We start from the raw sequence: 19,213 nt of genomic DNA, 5'->3' as shown, positions 1-19,213 counted from the left end.
ATCAAACGGCGAACGCAGCATAAAGTCAAGCTTTTCACCATTCAAAGAAAGGTTAGAGAATGTTAAATTTACTAAATTGCGTTTTTCTGCAATAGTCGAACTTTTAAATGACTCATAGGCGTTAGAAGCCAATATAAGATAGGAGCAAAAGTCATCGATCTTGATTCGGCTGTAAGAGAACGTATGAAAGACCTGATTATTACTGATAAAAGTGGTAAGATTACTGGAATACATAATTGTGCGGATCATCATGTTGTCCATAAAGGAATTCCAGGTGCTAAAAAATTATTTGAAGATATAGGGATAGATATCGATAAATCTAAAGAAAACAGAATTACCCTTCCAGCTGATGAAGAGCTAACAAAACGTGATATTACTGATATGACTCAACATATTGGGCGGCATGATGATAAAGCAATAAGGGAAATACTTACAGAAATCAATGATATAATTGAAGCTTTAGAAAATAATACTATTTCTAAGGAGCAAGCCAAAAATGACCTATTAAAATTTATTCAAAAAGAAAAGCAAAAGCTTATTGGTGGTACAAAATCTTTAAATAAAATAGGAAGATATTAATGTCAGTACCAATAGAAAAAGCACAAAAATACTTACAACGTTTTGAAGGAAATAAGCCTTTAGTAATTTATCCTCATGGTTTTTATCCTAGTAAATGTAATCCAGATTTAGTTGAAACAGACATAAACTTAAGAAGAGGTCTCTATCAAATTCAAAATATTGAGCCTAATAAAACATATAAAATTATTGCAGGTTTTAAAAGAGCTAAATTAGAAGATTTTATCCATTTTGATTGGTTATATGGAGGTGATAAAGTCCCTGATCTTTTTAATAAACGACTAGTAGAGAAAATTCTACAAATATGTCCTAACGATTTTATAGCTTTACCTGTTACTTTAATTAATTTATCAGCTCAAGTAGAACCTTACGAAAATAAAGATTTTTATGTAGTGAGTGCTTTAAATACTATTGATCGTGAAAAATCGGTTATTAGTTATGCTTATGAAGGAGATAAGGGGCGGGTACTTAATAGAATATATAAAGAAAATCCATGGAATGGTCATCTAATAGCTTTTGATGACAGCATTTACCGTATGATTTGGCATCCAAAACTTGCTAAAGCGCTTTACTCTAGTAAACAGTTTAAATTCTTAACAGCTGAAGAAAATAGTTATTTTGTTCAATGGCAAATCCCAGAAGGATATAATAAAAAAAGTTGGTTTGAGTGGTTAAATGTAATGAAAAAAATGATGTACCCAAGCAAACGTTTGCTAAAATCTGTAGGCTTCAAAAATGATTAATTAAGAGCTTTATTAGCGTAATAGTCTAAAATAATCAATAAATACGTTGAATTATTAAGTGTTTTTGTATAGAAAAGATAAACTTTAAATACCAAAGATATATTAACATTATGCAAGAATCAGATAAACATTACGATGACGTATTACTAGATATTTTAGTACAGATATCAGAGCAGAATAAAGCAGTAGAAGCTTATTTATTACAGAAAAACTATGAAATGGCTTTAATCGAGTTGTCACAAGTAAACGAAAAGTTAGCAGAATATACCGGTATGGTAACTTTGCTTATACATATTAAAAATCATTATTCTGATAAAGAACCCAATTAACCTTAAAAATACTGAAAAAACAGGTTGAGTTTTAAATATATGTTACTACTATAAGGTTCAAGTGCATATCGCTCAATACTTCTTAATGATATTAAGTTTTACTTTAAATTAGATGAAATTAGAGTAACGCCATTGCAAGAACTTGAGGATGATGAAGAGATAAGCTTTATGTTTAAAGATTCATTAACTTCATCTATTAATGTGTTTTACCCCTAAATACGAGCTTCCCACATCCTATAAAGCTCTTCAGTATGGTAGCGTTGAACCTAATTATAGCCATAAATTATATGTATTTCTAACAAAAGATATAATAAATAATAAGCAGGAAAAAGCCCTTATCTATATCAAAGTTCCGTATATTATGAACCGCGACGTAGAAGAAACTCTAAGTATTTTTATGCATTTAATTAAATTACTTTCGGATAAGAAATAATATACTTCTAATATAGCTGATTTGTAAGAGTACCGGACATTTGCACGATCATCATTTTCATTGTTAATTCGGTTCTGAAATTGTCCACAACGCTCCGCCAGTCTGGACAGTTAGCCAATTTTTCGAGTTCTGTGAACGGGAAAGCCGGTTGGTAATGCACCTTCTCGCCTCTCAAGCTTAGGTTAGAGAATATAAAATTTAAAAATTCCCTTTTTTCGTTAATTGTCGAACCTTTAAAAATTTCGTATGCATTTGTCGTTACATTTATAAAATCTAAAAGCTTTTTGGAAAGCTTATCATCTATGCCATCATAGCTTTTAATTAGTTCGCTAAGCTCATATTGACGCTCTTTTAATTGCGATTTCTTACGTAAAAACTCTCTCTAGTTAAACACCATCTGCTACTAAATCTACTAACGAATTAAGCTTATTTTGGATTTTCGTATGTTCTTCTTTTAATGCGGCGACTTCTTGATTAAACTCGTGCGCCTTACCTCGGTTAACGCATTTTAAATAATCCATAGTTTGCTTTAAAATTTCAGGGTCTTTAATCTTTAAGCTCTTAAGTATATCCTCAACTTGCTTTATTACTTCGTCCTCTCTAACCAACTGTACAGCGTCATCTCGATCGCTTGATACAAGCGAATTTTCTGGATTCGCCTGTACTCACATACTCTAAATACGGTAGCTTAGCTCGTCTTTAAATTTATTTTGTCTAAAGCTTTCTGAATTTAGCTGTATTTTACTTTTTATAACAAACTTTCGTTGATACTTACTCTCGTGTTGCTATTTGCAAGCTTTATACCGACAAAACTTCAATTACTTCATTGGAGTTATTATCATTAAAGCTTTTCTAAAAGAGATACAAGCCGATATAATCCTATCGCCTCAACTTCCTTATTTATTGAATATTGATCGCCGTCCGAATAAACTACAAATGATTTATCAGGTTTTAAATCCGCTATAGCAGTATAAAACCCCTTTGTCGGTCTTGCGGCTAGTCCTCGTTTTATTTCGATAGCCCATAGACCATGATTATTCGGTAACTCTAACAACAAATCTATTTCTCCACCTGCTCTTGTCCGATAAAAACTAGCTTTAGTACGATTGGGAACTACCGATAAAATGTTTTCTATTGCAAATCCTTCAAAACTAGCCCCTACTACCGGATGACCGGCTAAATCATTATAAGTTTCTATACCTAATAGTGCATGTGTTAACCCACTATCTCTAATATAAATCTTTGGTGATTTTACAAGTCTTTTTCCAATGTTTAAATGAAAAGGGTTTAACCTTCTGACAAGCAATAAATCCACTAAAAGGTCAATATATTTTGTAATAGTAGGAGCACTGACAGATAACCCCGCTGCTAATCTTGATGCATTTAACATCGTACCTTGGTTGTGAGCTAACATTATCCAAAAACGCTCTAATGTGTGAGCCGGTATACGTGGTCCAAATTGAGGGACATCTCTTTCTAAATAAGTTTGAATAAAATTTTCTCTAAAAGCAAAACTATCAGAATCGCTATTTGCTAAAAAGCTATCAGGCAACCCACCTCTTAACCATAAAACGGTAAGCCCTCTTTGCTGTTCAGGAATTTCTAATATGTCTAAAGGATTCAAATTTATATATTCTATCCGTCCTGCCAAGCTCTCACTGGATTGCCTTAGAAGATCAATTGATGCTGAACCCAAAATTAAAAATCGTCCTGTGCGTTTGCCACTACGCCTTCCTTGATCAATAAGGCTACGTAAGCTTTGAAATAACTCCGGAAATCTATGAATTTCATCAAATATAACCAGCGTATTCTCATATTCTCTTAAAAATAATTCCGGATCATATAACTTATCTCTATCAGTTCGTGATTCGAGGTCTAAGTATAAAGCTTGAAATTCTTTTGCTATTTCTAAAGCTAAGGTAGTTTTCCCTACTTGCCTTGGACCGATTATTCCTACAGCAGCTTGTCGAGATAATGCTGTTTGGATAAATTTATATATGCGACGTTTTATCATCCTTGTATATTAAAAGGATTGGTTATAATATGCAAGGACAAAATGTATTTTTATGAATTTGATTTTAAACGACGGCATTTATATAATTTTATATCGAGCGTGTGTAGAATCAAACAAAGCCTTAGTAAGCTTCTACTAAATTCATATTATCACTTCCTAGCAAGTCATGTCCTTGATATTTATTTAAGTTGTCAAGGGTGGTAGAATATTCATAGCAGCAATTATTTTCTGTAGAGTGTGATAATTCATTCACTAGAGGTTGCACCATCTCAATGAAGCATTTTACTTAATACTTCATTTGTTACCCCACCGCATAAAATTTCTATTGACTTTCGGTAGAAAAAATATATATCTTTTCTACATAAAACATTTACTTCTTACAGTTTAACTTAAAATTTAAAGCCTAGATATAAGTATTGATGACAAGGAATTACATGAAGGAATAGGTTTTATACTATTATATTTATCATAATAATAAGTTAAAGACATGAGGTTAAAACTTATATTTTAGGCTATGTATTCTAATTTTTTTAAATCATCATCTGAAACAAAAAGGATTAAACATCCTATAATTATTTTTATTGTAATTGGTTATATTGCTACTGCAGTATTAATTTTTAAGTATTATGATGAAAAAGTAAAAAACACAAAATTTTTGCTTTTAGATAATAATTATAAATTAATATTGGAAACTAGCTTAAATAAATTTCAGTCATTAACTTCTAAGCCGAATATTAATCTGCAAGCTTCTCATATCTCTTTAGACGGTAAGAGCAATTATATTGAAATTTGTGAAAATGAAAAATGTATAAATTATAATTTGCACAAATTTCAATCATTATTAGCTAAGTCTATACCTAATTTTAATAATTTTAAAATAGAGTTAAATAATAACTTACTTTATTCAAATTTTACTGCCGATAATTATGAAATAGAGAAAATACATTATTTAAATCAAGATAATAAATTAGTAATAGGAATTAGTGTTGACAATAATTATTGGAATCAAGTAGCAAAAAATATAAGGCAACCTTTTTGGGTTATAATTACTTTTCTATCGTTTAGTTTTATCATTGTATGTTGTTTATATAGGGTTTTATTTAAGAAATTTGAAAAAGAATATCAAAATAAATATGATATTGCAGTTAAAAATTGTGAAAAGCTATGGATGACAAAAATTTGGAATATTGAATTTAATAAATCTCAAGATATCGAAATTAACTATTTATTTAGTCAAGAGGCAGCTAAAATAACATTTTTAAGTGAAAATAATCTACTGGATCAAAAAGATAATACTATAAGCTTTAAACCATATTCAGAAGAAAAGTTATACTGTTCTATTGCTTTATATAATCCGAACCATAAAGAAGAAGTCGATATACCAAGATTAATTAAAATTTTTACTAATAGGTTTGATAAAGAAGACGATAATATTTCTTTTACTATATCCGGTTTTGAGAAAAAAGTATACTTCTCTTCTACCGCAGCATTTTACCAAATTATATATAGCATAATAAGTTATCTTTTTTTTATTATTAAAAAGCAATTTTTTAATGGTCAACATCATATTGATTTATTTATAAACAATATATCAGGGAAATTATTGTTTAGTTTTAACTATAGTGGTGTGCCTATAGAAAAGGAAAAAGATTTATTTAGGATGTCAAACGAATTTGCGAAAGCACATGCTAATCCTTTTATACTTAGTATAGAACAAGTATTTAAGCTGTTAAGGTTAAATGGTTTTAATTTTAAAGTAAGTTATGATAAGTCAAATATTATAGAAATAAGTGAGAAAGTGATCAGAAGAAACAAACTAGTAAGAAATAGCCGAGAGAATATCATATATTTAACTGATTGGGATAAAGGAAGATGAGAAAGACAATAATTATAATAAATAAGAAAAAAGTTACATTAAATTATGTATAATTAATTTTTAATTTCTTCTTAATAAGAAAAATAAGCTCTTTCTTGATTAGTTGATTAAAATAATTTGACATCAAATATAAATCGTATTAACAGCTAAATACCTAATTAATAGGTAATAAATTCAAGGAAAAGAAATGAGAAAATTTTTATTATTGTTGATAGTATTTATCACGCCGTTAAGTTTATTTGCTCAAGACAAAGTAAATAATATCGTTGCGCCGGTTAGTTATTTTATTAATCATGTGCAACAATTAAATCAAATCAAGAACAATTTAAGTAAATATAGACAAGCTAGCATAGTAGGCATTAGCGGGATGGGTAAAACTCAACTTGCTAGAATGTACGCTTATGAGAATAAAGATAATTATAATTTAATTTGGTTTATTGATTGTAATTTAAATATTAACGATGAACTTTTAAAACTAGCAAGAGCTATTAATAAAGCAAAAGAACAGCCTATAATTGCAGAAGAGGCATCAACTGTAAAAAAACAATTAATGGAATATTTAGGACAAAGTGATAAGTGGTTACTAATATTTGATAATTTAAAAATCAATGAAAATAAAAAGATAGAAGAATTTATTAATTGGGAACATAACGGTAATATTATATTTTGTTCGCAAGATAGTGAAATCCTGCCTTATATAATAAAAGTTACGCCTTTTAAGAAACAAGAAACCGTTGAGCTTGCTAATAATATTTTAGAGGATAAAGATGATAGTTTAGTAGAATTTTTGGTACAAGAGTTTAAAGGATATCCAGTGCTGACGGTACAAGGAGCGCAAATATTAAATAATGTTAAAGGTCTAAATAAGGAAGAATATAAAAATAAAATACACAAATCTACCGATAAAATTAGTTTTAATATATCTTTAGTAATCGAACAATTAAAACCGACTGCCAAACAACTTCTGAATAAAATAGCTCTCTTAAATACGCAAAGTTTTTCAAAAGATTTACTCGGTATTATCACCGATAGTAAAAACACTCTAGATGATGATATTTTTCAGCTATCAAAATTTGCTTTAATATCAAATATAGACCCTGATGAAGCTAATCCTATTTTTGAAATGCATGATGTCATTACTCAAAAAATATTGGACAAAAACAGCACAAGTAATAATAAGTATTTGGAAAACCTTGTTGCTAAATTTTTAGATGCCAAACCAAAAAGTTTGTTAAAAGGGCTTATGTATAGGAATGCTAAAACAGTACCAGAGAATATTGAGATGATTACTAAAAATGCCGAAAAATATAACATAAGTACTTATAAGTTGTTAGAATTAAAACTACAACAAATAGATCAATGCGATACTAATTATGATTTAATTGGTGAGAAGGAATTAGTTGATTGGTTTGATGAAAACGATAAAGCAGGAAAATATAAATTATGGATAATGAATAACGAAGAAAAGCGAGTATATGCTGATTACTTGGATACAATAGGATGGTATTATGGAAAATCTTCTAATTTCCAAATGTCTATAGAGTATTTCAGTAAAGCTAAAAAGGTATTTGAAGATGTTAAGGGATATGAATCCTTGAAAGCTAACGTAATTTATGGTTTAATCAATGTATATGTTTTGTTAGGTGATGTTCAAGGTGTACAAAAAAATATCGAAATTTTAGAGCAAAAACTAGACGAAGGATTAGTTGATAATTCTGATCGAACAATGGTATATGCTTCCAAAGCAAGGTTATTTTTTCTAGAAGGGAAATATAATGAAGCTTTAGAGCAAATCAATCTGTCTATTCAAGCCGTTATTTCAAGCGGGTTATCTCCTGATGCGTTATTTTTAACTACTGATTATTTAATTAAATCTGAAACATTAAGTAAACTTGGTCATTACAAAGAAGCTCTTGCTCAAGCAGAGCAAGTATATAATATGCAAAAGCGTGTTAAAAAAGAAACAAGTGAAATATTCGGCAGAATATATACTCAGATGGCAATGCCATTATTTGGTTTAGGAGAAGGAGAGAAAGCTTTGGAACATGTAAACAAGGCGTTAGAGATTTTCAAAAATAATGATAAAAATTTTGCTGCAGGAAAAATGGTTATTGTAACTAATCCGAGGATAGCCAATGCCTATGTTGTACAAGGCGATATATTATTTACTATGGATAAACTTGAAGAAGCTTTGAGCAGTTATAGGCAAGCGCAAGGTATATATTTTAACTTATATAAAGAAAATAGTAAGAATGTTGCACAGGTAAGTTACTTAAATCTTCAAGGAGCAAAGGCTGCTTGCAAGAAAAAAGACCAACGTATGTATAAATGTTTTGGTGAGCCACAAGTTATGCAATTCGGTTTAGAAAATCCTAATACAATCGAAATGTTTAAATATTGTGAATCTTACGATATGCACTTAAGTAAGAAAAAAACTTATATAAAAGATAAATCCAATTAGTAGAAAATAATTATAATTTATAATTATATATCAAAATTTTTTCTTTTTTTAGGGGCAGTTCTTAGTGTTTTTATAATTGTTAATTACGTTATATAAGCCTATCGATTAAATATTCTGCAAAATGTTCTTGAACTTCTATAGAATTACCTTTTAAAGCACACTGATACACTTCTTGAATTAATGACATCATCTTATTCATGGATAAATCTATATTTTTTATAAGAATAAGTTTAGTAGTGATACTTGTCGCCCCAGAGAATGCTGTTATTTGTTCTTTATTTAAAATATCAAATTGTATTTCTTCTTCATCAATAATTAAAGATTCAACTTTAACTCCAAGTGCTTTAGCGATTTGCTGAATAGTTTGAATGCCGGGATTTTTTGAACTCCCTCCTATAATACTATAGATAGTATTTCTACTTAACCCTGTTATTTTTTCTATATCTGTCGGATTGATATCTTTTTGAGTCATTAACTCATTAAGTTTAGCTGATAAAGTTGCCATAAAATAACACTAAAATTTTATAAATAATAATAAATTTGTAATATTGTAAAAATTATGAGCAAATATCTTTATATTTTTGTCTAAAATATAAAGATATTACTTTACATTTCTAATTTGTTATAGCAATTTGTTCAACATATTTATTTAAACCTTTAGGAGTTTTATTATCTAACTGATGTTACGCAGTAAAGTTATAAAATAGCATAATGTGATTATGAATTCTTATTTTGTAGCATCTTGAAATTATCAAAGTGGTCTTATATACCAACCTATAGACCTATCAGTAACATAGCTGCGAAAAAGATATATAAGGAATTATACGAACAATGTTCTGTAGAGGTGTATATCTATTGAATATTAATTCTAGAAGATTAGCAACTACTTTTCATTCTATAAATCGGAAAGTCCATACCATTAAGTTTAAAAAAGTATATTTATGTATAAAAATTTTCTTAAGTTTTTTCTTACTGTAATAGCAGTAACTTTAATTACTAATGATACGTTTGCCATCGTAGAACCGAAAAAAGGGACCCATAATACTATAAATACTCAGCAGAACAGAGGAAATTTAGGAATTCCTAATGATTTTATATATAAAGGAAAAATTATATCTCCACATTGTATTATTAAAAGGAAAAGTGATATTATTGACCTAGCAAAATGCCATAAAGAACTAGAGAGCAATATAACACCAATATATGAAATAAGCAGTAATGCAAATGAAATAAGAGCTATGGTACGGTATGAAGAAGGAGATGATAATGATAATAGTACTGAAGGCTATTGGATAAAATTTATAGGAGCTTTTGCTAAAGAACAATTGGCTATAGCCAATTACGAGGTTTATAACGGCAGGCACTTTTGGCCTCCTTGTTTAGAAATATTTTATTTTAAGCGCAATGGTGATCAGCTAATTATAAAGCCTTTATTAAACCAAGAAGATGATAGTATACATGACGCATACATAAAAAATGGTGTACTCTATTTTTCTAAGTTACTAAATAATCAAGAGACATGGTTGTTGATGAAAGAGGGGGCTAAATTGCAAGGAGATGTAAATGATGTGATACTGGGAGCAGAAGGCCCAATGAATTATTCCAGTAAAGCCTTTTTTCAGATACATGAACTAGATATAATGAATTCCAGAGGAATTTTCTCATCTGCACCATTATTTTTACCCTCTATACCATATAAAATAGAGTTTTGTTATGTGTGCCGTGGATCTTTTCATGCAGAAGACCTTATCCGAAATGAACCTGTAGAAATTTGGGAAGGTAAATACTGTAGCTCGTTACCATATATTGAGGTTTGGCTTAAATATGAGAAGAAAGGAAAACAAATCTTAAAGGTTGATGAGTTTGCATCATTTGTTCAAGCAGTTAAAGCTGTGTGTGACAGTTACAAAAAAAAGACTGGTACTGAAGTAAGAAAATAAATTAATGCCAAAGATAACAGATTTTTCCTCTCTAATCAAAGTGACTTATTAGAGCTTGCAACACAAGTAGGTAGTGTTAGCCAAGCATGTAAAATTATGGGCTATTCAAGAGATAGCTTTTATCGTTTTAAAGACTTGTATGAAACAGGCGGCGAAGCAGCGCTTGCTGACATGAACACACCAAATGAGTACGAGATAAACTACAAAAAACTAAAAAACGGATCTATTAATTTGTCCACTTTTTTATTGCAAGATCAAAAACATAAATAAATTGTAATTTAAATGAAAATGTCATATTGTAATAAATAGCAATATAATATAATAATCATAAGAGATAAAATATGGAAAGAATAATAACAAGTATAGATCAACATGGTAGAATGCTTATACCTTCCTCTATTAGAGAAAAGTTTAATATGCATCCAGGTGAAAAGATAACTATAGAAATTGATAATAAGGAAATTAAAATTATTAATGCTGATCATATAATTGAGGAAATACATGAACTTTTTATGAAAAATCAAAGTAATAGGAAAATTTCTGTGGTAGATGATTTTATTGCTAGAAAACGTCAAGAATATTTAATTGAAGAAGCAAGAAGTAGTAAAAATGTCTAAAATAGTATTTGATGCATCAGCGCTAATCGCTTTATTTGCCAAAGAAGATGGATACCAATTTATTAAGAAGTATATGAAAGACGGAATTATCTCCAGTGTGAATATTGCTGAAGTTTATAAGTATTGTATCGAAGTACAAGGTTTAACAGAGGATGATGCAAAAACCCTTATTAAATTATCAGATATCAAAATTGTAGATTTTTGTCCTAAGCAAGCACTAATTAGTGCAAAGATCATTAATAAAACTAAAACTTATGGTTTATCGCTTGGAGATAGAGCTTGTGTTGCACTTGCTATGCTTAAAAATTATCCAATTCTTACTTGTGATAAAATCTGGCAGAAACTAGATTTAGATATCCGGTTTATTATGGCAAGATAATGCCTAATGGACTTACAGATAATTTATTCTATAATATTTCTTATAGCAAGATTTGCAATTGTTATTAAATTTTCATAGTTTTTCAGCTTCTAATAATAAGAATATATTAGATTTTTTTATAATACTTAGTTCTTTATCCGTAAAAGCTTGTAAGGCGATTTCATCTAGAAATAGATCACATTTTCTAACATTGGTAAAACCAATTTGTTCCATTAATTGTTTTATGGTCTCAAAATTTCTTTGGTAGGAGGTTACAATACAATTTTCTGTAATTTCTATTTGTATAGGGCAACCATCAATATATTTATTATTCTTAGTTAAAGGTTTTTGTTGCATGGCTCGAATTTTTGATGTCATTCCCGTGAGGCATTGTTGCGTGGATACCTAAACCGTCATGGCGAGGCGCTTCTTGGCGCCGTGGCCATCTAAGTATAAACATATTTTTATACTAAACTTGTTTAGTATTCTAATTAAATCCCTCATATATTCGGGATAGCCTGGATGGCTACAGCCACTTCGTGGCTTCGCCATGACGGATTTTTATTAATTTTTGAGCCATGCAACAACGCCTTTCTACTTAGATCTTATCCATTATGACATATAGTATAGATTTTTACTATAATCTTAAAGTCTTAAACTTTAGTTGCTTTTTTAAACAAGTCTCCTATGGAAACAAGTACCATTGGATGTGAAAAAGTAACCATTATAGAAACTATAAATAGATAACGTGCATCACATGCCATACTCAAAGGTATAAATACTAAAACCATACATAAAGCAGAAAGATTCATAAAAATTAATGATATGCCCAGTTTATTGATATTTTTTTTCAAAATCACAAACCCTAGCGGGTAGGTAGGCACTTAGCGTGCTTTCCTCCCAAAGGTAGGGTCGAGCAATGGCGCGGTAGCTTTTGTTATCCCCGTTTCCATCACCCGCCTCGTCAAACGTAACGTACAGATTTCCCGTATTACGCTTTCCTGATAACTTCTTATCATTGCCTATGACCTATCCGCTGTTATTGCTTTCAAAGGTCTGTAATATCGAATTTGGTAATCGTTATATAATCCCATCTTCTCATACAAATCTCTCCTACTCCACCTTTCCCAGCCGAAGCCTTTCAATCCTCGTGATTTCATTAAATGGCGTCTTACTTTCTTCTCTACCCAGTCTCTTACATATCCAAAACAACGGCTAGAGTTACCAATCCTAAAGTAGTTTATCCAACCTCGTAATATCGGGTTGATAAGGTATGTTACTCTATCAACTGGTTGCGATATAAACTTGCGGAATATCTCTTTTAGTTTTGCTAGCAGGGCAGTTCGCGCTCTCATTCTAGGCGTCTTCTGGATTCCAATTTTACCTTGCTTAGTTTTCGCTCGTCTAAAATCAAATCCCAGAAAGCTAAATGTTTCACCATTCTTTAGATCAACTGTCTTTGTCTTCTCTTCGTTTAGTTCAACCTTTATTTTCAACAATTCTTGTCTTAGCCTTATATTGATCGCTCTCTCTAACCACTGCCATTTTCTATAGCCATCAATTAGTATGATCAGATCATCAGCCCATCTAACGTACTCTATATGGTCATAGCCATCTCTTAGCTTACTCACTTCCTTTGCTCTTTCTAGCATTTTATCTACTTCATTTAAGTAAATATTGCTTAAATGCGGTGATAGTGGCCCGCCTTGAGATATACCTCTTTTTCCACCTGCTTTGACTATCAATTTTAGTAGCTTCATAACATCTTTGTCATTTACACGCTCTGCTATCTTGTTAAATAGCTCAAGGTGAGCAATCGTGTCAAAGTAAGAGCGTAAATCTACATCTATTACTCTTGTCTTCTCCTTAATTGCTGCTACTGTAACTTTTTCTATAGCCGCAGCTGCAGTCCGTTTAGGGCGATATCCATATGATCCAGGTTGGAAGTCAGCTTCAAATATTGGTTCTAAAATGAGCTTTAGTGCTCCTTCTACCACTCTATCTTTGATAGTTGGTATGGATAACTTCCTCACTTTATTACCATTATCTTTAGGAATTACCTTGACCCTTTTCCTTTCAGGATAATAGGTTCTGGCTTGTAATTCTGTTTGTATGTTTTCTAGAAATTGTTCAACCCCCGCTAACTCTATCATTTCAAAGGTAACACCATCTATTCCAGGCGCCCCCTTATTATGCTTAGCTAGCTTGTAGGCTTCTCTTAGTGTTTCTATCTTACATACATGAACATATAATCCCCAAAATCGCCATTGCTTTTCAGCTTTAGCTTTGATGTATATTTTCCTTCTCAGGTCTTGTAATTCTATAGACGTTTTTATCATTCGTCTTTACCTCCCTTGTTGTTGGAATAATGTTATCAGTAGGGTGTCTTCGCTCCACAGGCATTACTCTGCTTCATTGCTAATACACACCCATCCGCCATCCTCTCATCTTCAATTCATTTCCTAGTTTTGCTAGTTATAGAATTTACCTTGCTCCAAGAGCTTTCTTCCTGGGATGAGTAGGACTTCTCCAGTCACTTAATATGTCCTTATTATCATGCTGCCACTCCCACCCCGCCGAAGTGTCCAATTGTATCAGTTAGTTTTCAATTGAACATATTGCCTTCACTCTACGGTCGCTAGTTCGGCCTTCGGGGCTTCGCACTTTCGGGGCCACCTATGTGTTCGCTCTCGCTGCGGCCTGATAATTCGCTCTTACCCTATAGGTAAGTTTGTCGATAGGTTCCAACATCTTGATTTCTCGCCATGCTGCTATCCTAGCTATAGATCTCTAACTTTTAATCTAGTAGGGTTACCTCCTACTGAACATACTAGTTTCTCTGGACACACAACCGTACAAGCATATTGCTATGCATACGGCTCAAGCAATTTACTAACAGCTGCAATTAGTTGGCCTCGCTTGCTATGTACTTGCCTATGACAGTTTGTATGCAATAAGCACAAATTGTTAATATGGTCAGTGCCGCCACATCTTGTAGGTCTTTTATGATGGACTTGCACCTTTTCTCCATTATCTATTGAATCTAAACAAACAGAGCATTTACCTTCTTGTCTACGCCAAAGAATCTGTCTGGTTTTAAAGAAGTACTTTGGTTTACTAGCTTGACGTTTTTGCCAGTATTCCTTAAGTTCTGGATTATCAGGAGATGCTTTGCCTTTAACTAGAATATGCCTTTTGATTGCTGTCCATTGTAATTTCCATAGATATAGATCTTTACTTTTATCCATAAAGACCCAATTATCATTTCGAGCTTTGATTCTGCCCCAATACTTCTCTTTAAGCCACCACCAGTATTTATTAGGATGTCTTCTACAAGCAAATCTTGCTTGTCGCATCCACATCCAACGATCTAGTTGGATAAAAGTTCTTTTGGCTATAACTTTGTTAAAATAACTGCACCATCCCATTATTCTAGGATTAAGGTTTTCAATTATCCTGTCAATTTCCCATGAGAAGCTTCTTTTCCATTCAATCATTATTCGCTTTTTAAATGATTTAATAGTATCTTTGGATGGTTTAACTAGTAGTGTTATACCTCTTCTTCTACTCTTGGTATTATATTGCCGGATATTAAATCCCAGAAAATCAAACCCTTCTTTAATATGAAGTATCTTAGTCTTTTCTTCTGATAATGCTAATCCTCTAATATTTAACCAATCGTTAATTATCTTCTTTGCTTTAATACAAGAGCTTTCAGATTTTGCACAAACTATAAAATCATCAGCGTATTTTACTAAAGCATATTCAGATTTTGGATGGAGATGATCATATTTATCATAAGTTATGTTAAGTATGTCTTCCATTCCATGAAGAGCTGTATTTAAAAGTAAGGGACTGATTACTCCCCCTTGAGGAGTTCCAACTGTTGTTTTGGTGAATTGATATTCTTCCATCACGCCAGATTTAAGCCATGCTTTAATCCAATTTCGTGCTGGAAAATTTCCTATAATTTTCAAAAGAAAATTATGATTAATATTATCAAATGCACCTTTAATATCAGCATCCAGTATCCATCCCCTGGTTGTGCCAGGGCAAACAATAGCAGAAATTCTCTGTATTGCATCGTGGGTGCTGCGTCCAGGTCTAAAGCCGTAACTACTCCCTTCAAACTTAGCTTCCCAAAATGGTTCAAGTGCTGATTTAACAACAGCTTGCATACATCTATCCAAAATAATAGGTAAACCTAAAGGTCTAAGTTTGCCTTTTCGTTTGGGAATATACACACGCTTGATCGGTTTAACAGATGATAGATTATTATTTGCTAACTTCTCCATTAACAAATTTCTTTCTTTATCTGTATTAACAACTATTTTATCAATACCAGGGCTTCTTCGCCCTCGATTGATTTGGGTAATACGTCTTATAGCAAGTAATTTATTTGATCTTGATTTCAACATCAACTTCTGTAAACTACGTACTAATTTCATGTTACCATTTGCAGATGCCCTATAGATACGTCTACGAAGATTATTAACCTTTTTATTAACTTCTTGCCAATTTATTGCATGCCAATAAATTTTCTCAAAGTTATTATTATCGGTCTTAATTGTTACATTTGCGTTTTGCATCTAACTTTTCCAATATAATTCATAATCTTGTTTACTTACTTAGGGTAAATCACCAGTCTCAAGTCAGCATCATTTCTGATTAGCACATAGTGCCTATACACCCAGTTATTTATTCCTGTAGCCTTTCAGCTTAGTGTCATTAGCTTTTTAAGACCTCTCTTACCTACTACCAGTTGCCAAGTAATAGGCTTACCACGTTTCACTAATTAAAGATGCGTTAAGTTGGTTACCTTCTGTATACCGGGGAACTGGCATTTTTAAAGAAGGTCGCGTCTTCCTTCTTACAGTTAAGCTTTTCAGCTTCATCCCTATAACAGATATTATCTGGAGTATCTGCTTTTATATTTACGATATTTTCCATACAAAGATTCACTTTCGTTTAACCAATTTTAACTTTACCTTGCCCCTATTTCCCATCCAGATTAGTAATTTAGTTAGGCTTCTTATTGCGCTTAGCACAAGATCGTTACCAACCTTGCACCGCAATAATAGTAATTAGGTCTAAATGCAACCTAGCCGCAATATATTTGCAGACTTTATTTTAGTGCCATCGTGTCGCACCACGCAATATATTTGCAGACTTTATTTTAGTGCCATCGTGTCGCACCACGCAATATATAAAGGTATAAACCAGATATAGTATTGTGCTTTTGTTAAAAACTGTCCCTTGCTAATATATTTTAAAGTAAAGGCAGTTTGCCTGCTTTCTTCGTTGTACCCTTCCGGTGCAAGTTGTCCAATAGCATTGGAAGGAGCAGAATTTTCTGCATTTACTATATTCTTCCATAACAAAAGCCTATGTTTTAAGTACGACTTTGGATATTTTAATACAGTTTTAAACCAAAATTGCCAAAGCTCATTAAGTAGAACTGAATCGGTAGTATCATTTAATATTTTATCTTCACGAAACCATAAACTGTTTATAGAATAGTTATTATATGATTCCTTAATTTTTTCTAAAGTTAAATTCGGATTATCCATAATATATTGAGGAAAGAGTAATTGATCCTGATAATATGATATACCTGCTAAATCATATAGCTTTACCATTTGCCATGAGTGTCTATTACCGGTTTTTTTATCAGTAATCAAATAGTTATTTATACTTTCCTGAAGAGAAAATATAACGGTAAAAATGACTGTAGCGGTTATAATTTTTTTTATAACGCTATCGCTTTTTATAATGATTAAGCTAATCCATAAAGCCATAACAGGCAATATAAACCGTGCTTGAAACTTTACTGCAGTTCCATAAAATAAAATTACCGAAATTAATCCAAGCCGGAAAATATTTGTTTTTTTTTCAGTAACAGTAATGTATGTTAACAAAGAAGCAACATATATATAACTATATACAAATGATATGTCTTTCCATATTGCTATTGAATAAGATAATACCCAAGGTAAAAATGGGATAATAAAATATAAAAACTTGAACTTACTAATTAGATGATTAAATGTTCTATAAAAATTATAAACAGCTCCCCATAAAAGCGCTAAATGCCATAAAAGCATAGTGCCGGGGTTATTCCATAATTTCATCATGAAATGCCAACAAAATGCCATAAAAGGTGGGTGATGATAAATATAGTTAGCTGCTATAGCTTGATTATATTGGTCCCACGTATCGGGCGTAAATCCACCCGGATACAATAACCAAAAGTTGATAGCGCCTAATAGTAAACACAAAAATAATGCTAAATTATTTGAAATAGGATTTTTTTCTTTTATTAATTCTGTCATATTTTACTTAAACCGACGTTATTGCATGGCTACCAGAATCGTCATTGCGGGGAGGCATTTATGCCGGCGCGGCAATCTAGTCCTTGTCATGCTGAACAAGTTTTGCGCATCTTTTTTTAATAGATACTGAAATAAATTCAGGATGACTATGTTTTTCTGGATTGCCGCAGCCACTTCGTGGCTTCGCAATGACGAGTTTTTTATTAATTTCCGAGCCACGCAACAACGCTACTTAAACCTGTTAATTACTATTTAGAATATATAGAATTTGCCGGGAAGTAAAATAAAAATTTTAGGTTTAGAATATGGTGTGCTAAGCACAAATCCCCGCCGATAAACCGGAACAGTCTGTAAGATATGGGCAGCTTTACCTATCACTTGGCAGAATACCCATTTTTGCGGCTTTATTTTTTCATCTTCCAACGAGAGCGAGCCGCAGGCTGGAACTTGAACAAATTGCAAGCGACGGGAATTTATCTAAAAAATGCCTCATTTTTTGGATACTTTCCGTATCCTGCATCGTTTATATATTTATTATAAAAAAATTCTTCAAATCTTTAAACGCGTCAAAGGCGTTAGAAGCTAATCCAATCAAGGAAATCAACGTTTTTGTAAAACTCCAACGTCTGTCTTGTGATGTGCTTCTATTTCTCTTATCAAATCTTCATGTTAACAAAAATAATTTATAGATAATTATAGTCAGCTTTAAATATTTTATAATATCAAAGGTTAATCTTGTAGTTTTTAATTTTGATATGTATTTATTTAAAGTATTTTGATTGATGCTCTTAATTGTTCTATCAATTTTTCCATTGTTTTACGTAAATCATCTATTGTTAAACCTTTAAGTCTTGCTTTTTCAACAATTCTATCCCACGCTGGCTGCGGTTGCACCAAATGACCGGTTTCACTCTTAAGGCTTGGAAATACCCACGGGTTTTTACTTTTTTGCTTTCTTCTATACAATATTTCAATTGCCTCATCCGTAAGAGATAAAGAACGTGATTTTTCTTTTTTAGTACCCGGTATATTCCATATTTTATTTCGCCAATCAATATTCTCCCATGCCATTGATAACACAGTACTTTCTCTTTCAGCCGTATGAATAAGCAGTAGAAAAAAATCTTGCATTTGGAGGAGTAGCTCTTTTTTTTAATGCTGTAAGAACGAGTTTTAAATTACTTATCTTAATCCTTTTAAATAAATATAAATTATATTATAATCCATGAAATCGTTGGATAAGGGCAGTGCATGGCTCGATAAAAGCAATAGTATGTCATTCCTGCTTTAGGTGAGGAATCCAGAAAAATATACTCATACTCGTCATTGCGAGCGACTGTTAAGGAGCGTGGCAATCCAGAAAATAATAAATCTCATAGCATTTTTTGCTATTTTTTTTCCTAGATTGCCACGTCTGGACTACGTCCCTCCTCGCAATGACGGGTAATGGATTCCCGTTTTCACGGGAATGACATAGAACATGCTTTAACCTATCCATGCAACAATGCTTTGAATAAGTGGCGATGAGACATAA

Annotated in this window: 21 protein-coding genes and 1 pseudogene; 9 read left to right on the top strand and 13 right to left on the bottom strand. The window is 31.7% G+C overall.

Going from position 1 to position 19,213, the window contains the following annotated elements:
- Positions 1-183 precede the first annotated feature (183 nt).
- The 3 genes from AAHM91_RS06740 (at position 184) to AAHM91_RS06730 (ending at position 1,648) form a co-directional block, all read left to right on the top strand.
- Entirely contained in the window at positions 184-579 is a 396-nt protein-coding gene (locus tag AAHM91_RS06740; RefSeq protein WP_342270288.1) for an AHH domain-containing protein, read from the top strand.
- Entirely contained in the window at positions 579-1,319 is a 741-nt protein-coding gene (locus tag AAHM91_RS06735) for a hypothetical protein (protein ID WP_342270287.1), read from the top strand. Before AAHM91_RS06740 ends, AAHM91_RS06735 begins: the two co-directional genes overlap by 1 nt.
- Before the next feature lie 110 nt (positions 1,320-1,429).
- Positions 1,430-1,648 carry a hypothetical protein gene (locus AAHM91_RS06730; protein ID WP_342270286.1) on the top strand — a complete coding sequence of 73 codons (219 nt, stop codon included), beginning with the start codon at positions 1,430-1,432 and terminating at the stop codon, positions 1,646-1,648.
- An 819-nt stretch (positions 1,649-2,467) separates the two neighbouring features.
- Here AAHM91_RS06730 and AAHM91_RS06725 read toward each other — a convergent pair.
- From AAHM91_RS06725 to AAHM91_RS06715, 3 genes are all read right to left on the bottom strand, one after another.
- Positions 2,468-2,689, bottom strand: coding sequence for a hypothetical protein (locus AAHM91_RS06725; RefSeq protein ID WP_342270285.1), 222 nt, complete (start codon positions 2,687-2,689; stop codon positions 2,468-2,470).
- Positions 2,690-2,922: 233 nt separating this feature from the next.
- Positions 2,923-4,095, bottom strand: coding sequence for an ATP-binding protein (locus tag AAHM91_RS06720; protein ID WP_342270284.1), 1,173 nt, complete (start codon positions 4,093-4,095; stop codon positions 2,923-2,925).
- A 121-nt stretch (positions 4,096-4,216) separates the two neighbouring features.
- Positions 4,217-4,363: a hypothetical protein gene (locus tag AAHM91_RS06715; RefSeq protein WP_342270283.1), complete on the bottom strand. Its 147-nt coding sequence runs from the start codon at positions 4,361-4,363 to the stop codon at positions 4,217-4,219.
- A gap of 246 nt (positions 4,364-4,609) precedes the next feature.
- On the opposite strand from AAHM91_RS06715, the gene AAHM91_RS06710 reads away from it, so the two are divergent.
- Positions 4,610-5,971, top strand: a complete 1,362-nt coding sequence (locus AAHM91_RS06710; protein WP_342270282.1) for a hypothetical protein — start codon at positions 4,610-4,612, stop codon at positions 5,969-5,971.
- A 187-nt stretch (positions 5,972-6,158) separates the two neighbouring features.
- The gene (locus AAHM91_RS06705; RefSeq protein ID WP_342270281.1) at positions 6,159-8,432 is read left to right on the top strand and encodes a tetratricopeptide repeat protein; all 2,274 of its coding nucleotides are present in this window, start codon (positions 6,159-6,161) and stop codon (positions 8,430-8,432) included.
- Positions 8,433-8,520: 88 nt separating this feature from the next.
- On the opposite strand, the gene AAHM91_RS06700 is transcribed toward AAHM91_RS06705, so the two are convergent.
- Complete coding sequence (locus AAHM91_RS06700) at positions 8,521-8,937, bottom strand: helix-turn-helix domain-containing protein (protein ID WP_342270280.1); 417 nt, start codon at positions 8,935-8,937, stop codon at positions 8,521-8,523.
- A gap of 436 nt (positions 8,938-9,373) precedes the next feature.
- Between AAHM91_RS06700 and AAHM91_RS06695 the strand changes: the two genes are divergently transcribed.
- From AAHM91_RS06695 to AAHM91_RS06680, 4 genes and pseudogenes are all read left to right on the top strand, one after another.
- Complete coding sequence (locus AAHM91_RS06695; protein WP_342270279.1) at positions 9,374-10,372, top strand: hypothetical protein; 999 nt, start codon at positions 9,374-9,376, stop codon at positions 10,370-10,372.
- Positions 10,373-10,549 (top strand): annotated as a pseudogene (locus AAHM91_RS06690) (helix-turn-helix domain-containing protein); the annotation flags it as partial.
- 164 nt (positions 10,550-10,713) lie between these two features.
- On the top strand, positions 10,714-10,989 hold the full coding sequence (locus AAHM91_RS06685) for an AbrB/MazE/SpoVT family DNA-binding domain-containing protein (RefSeq protein ID WP_253307845.1): 276 nt from the start codon (positions 10,714-10,716) through the stop codon (positions 10,987-10,989).
- Positions 10,958-11,368: a type II toxin-antitoxin system VapC family toxin gene (locus AAHM91_RS06680; protein ID WP_342270278.1), complete on the top strand. Its 411-nt coding sequence runs from the start codon at positions 10,958-10,960 to the stop codon at positions 11,366-11,368. Before AAHM91_RS06685 ends, AAHM91_RS06680 begins: the two co-directional genes overlap by 32 nt.
- Before the next feature lie 72 nt (positions 11,369-11,440).
- On the opposite strand, the gene AAHM91_RS06675 is transcribed toward AAHM91_RS06680, so the two are convergent.
- The 9 genes from AAHM91_RS06675 to AAHM91_RS06635 all read right to left on the bottom strand — a co-directional run bounded on the left by AAHM91_RS06675 (position 11,441) and on the right by AAHM91_RS06635 (position 19,177).
- Positions 11,441-11,725 carry a hypothetical protein gene (locus AAHM91_RS06675; RefSeq protein WP_342270277.1) on the bottom strand — a complete coding sequence of 95 codons (285 nt, stop codon included), beginning with the start codon at positions 11,723-11,725 and terminating at the stop codon, positions 11,441-11,443.
- On the bottom strand, positions 11,682-11,807 hold the full coding sequence (locus tag AAHM91_RS06670) for a hypothetical protein (RefSeq protein ID WP_342270276.1): 126 nt from the start codon (positions 11,805-11,807) through the stop codon (positions 11,682-11,684). Before AAHM91_RS06670 ends, AAHM91_RS06675 begins: the two co-directional genes overlap by 44 nt.
- A gap of 193 nt (positions 11,808-12,000) precedes the next feature.
- Entirely contained in the window at positions 12,001-12,201 is a 201-nt protein-coding gene (locus AAHM91_RS06665) for a hypothetical protein (RefSeq protein WP_342270275.1), read from the bottom strand.
- 168 nt (positions 12,202-12,369) lie between these two features.
- Positions 12,370-13,686, bottom strand: coding sequence for a group II intron reverse transcriptase/maturase (gene ltrA, locus AAHM91_RS06660; RefSeq protein WP_342269505.1), 1,317 nt, complete (start codon positions 13,684-13,686; stop codon positions 12,370-12,372).
- A gap of 528 nt (positions 13,687-14,214) precedes the next feature.
- On the bottom strand, positions 14,215-15,936 hold the full coding sequence (ltrA, locus tag AAHM91_RS06655; protein WP_342269504.1) for a group II intron reverse transcriptase/maturase: 1,722 nt from the start codon (positions 15,934-15,936) through the stop codon (positions 14,215-14,217).
- A gap of 582 nt (positions 15,937-16,518) precedes the next feature.
- Complete coding sequence (locus AAHM91_RS06650) at positions 16,519-17,679, bottom strand: hypothetical protein (protein WP_342270274.1); 1,161 nt, start codon at positions 17,677-17,679, stop codon at positions 16,519-16,521.
- 18 nt (positions 17,680-17,697) lie between these two features.
- Positions 17,698-17,898: a hypothetical protein gene (locus tag AAHM91_RS06645; protein WP_342270273.1), complete on the bottom strand. Its 201-nt coding sequence runs from the start codon at positions 17,896-17,898 to the stop codon at positions 17,698-17,700.
- Positions 17,899-18,444: 546 nt separating this feature from the next.
- Complete coding sequence (locus tag AAHM91_RS06640; RefSeq protein WP_342270272.1) at positions 18,445-18,810, bottom strand: tyrosine-type recombinase/integrase; 366 nt, start codon at positions 18,808-18,810, stop codon at positions 18,445-18,447.
- Positions 18,811-19,018: 208 nt separating this feature from the next.
- Complete coding sequence (locus tag AAHM91_RS06635) at positions 19,019-19,177, bottom strand: hypothetical protein (RefSeq protein WP_342270271.1); 159 nt, start codon at positions 19,175-19,177, stop codon at positions 19,019-19,021.
- Between the last annotated feature and the right edge of the window lie 36 nt (positions 19,178-19,213).

The sequence above is a fragment of the Rickettsia endosymbiont of Orchestes rusci genome (assembly GCF_964030945.1).
Taxonomy (GTDB): Bacteria; Pseudomonadota; Alphaproteobacteria; order Rickettsiales; family Rickettsiaceae; genus Rickettsia.
Note: the sequence above shows the minus strand (reverse complement) of the source record. Positions and strands in the feature narration are given on the sequence as shown.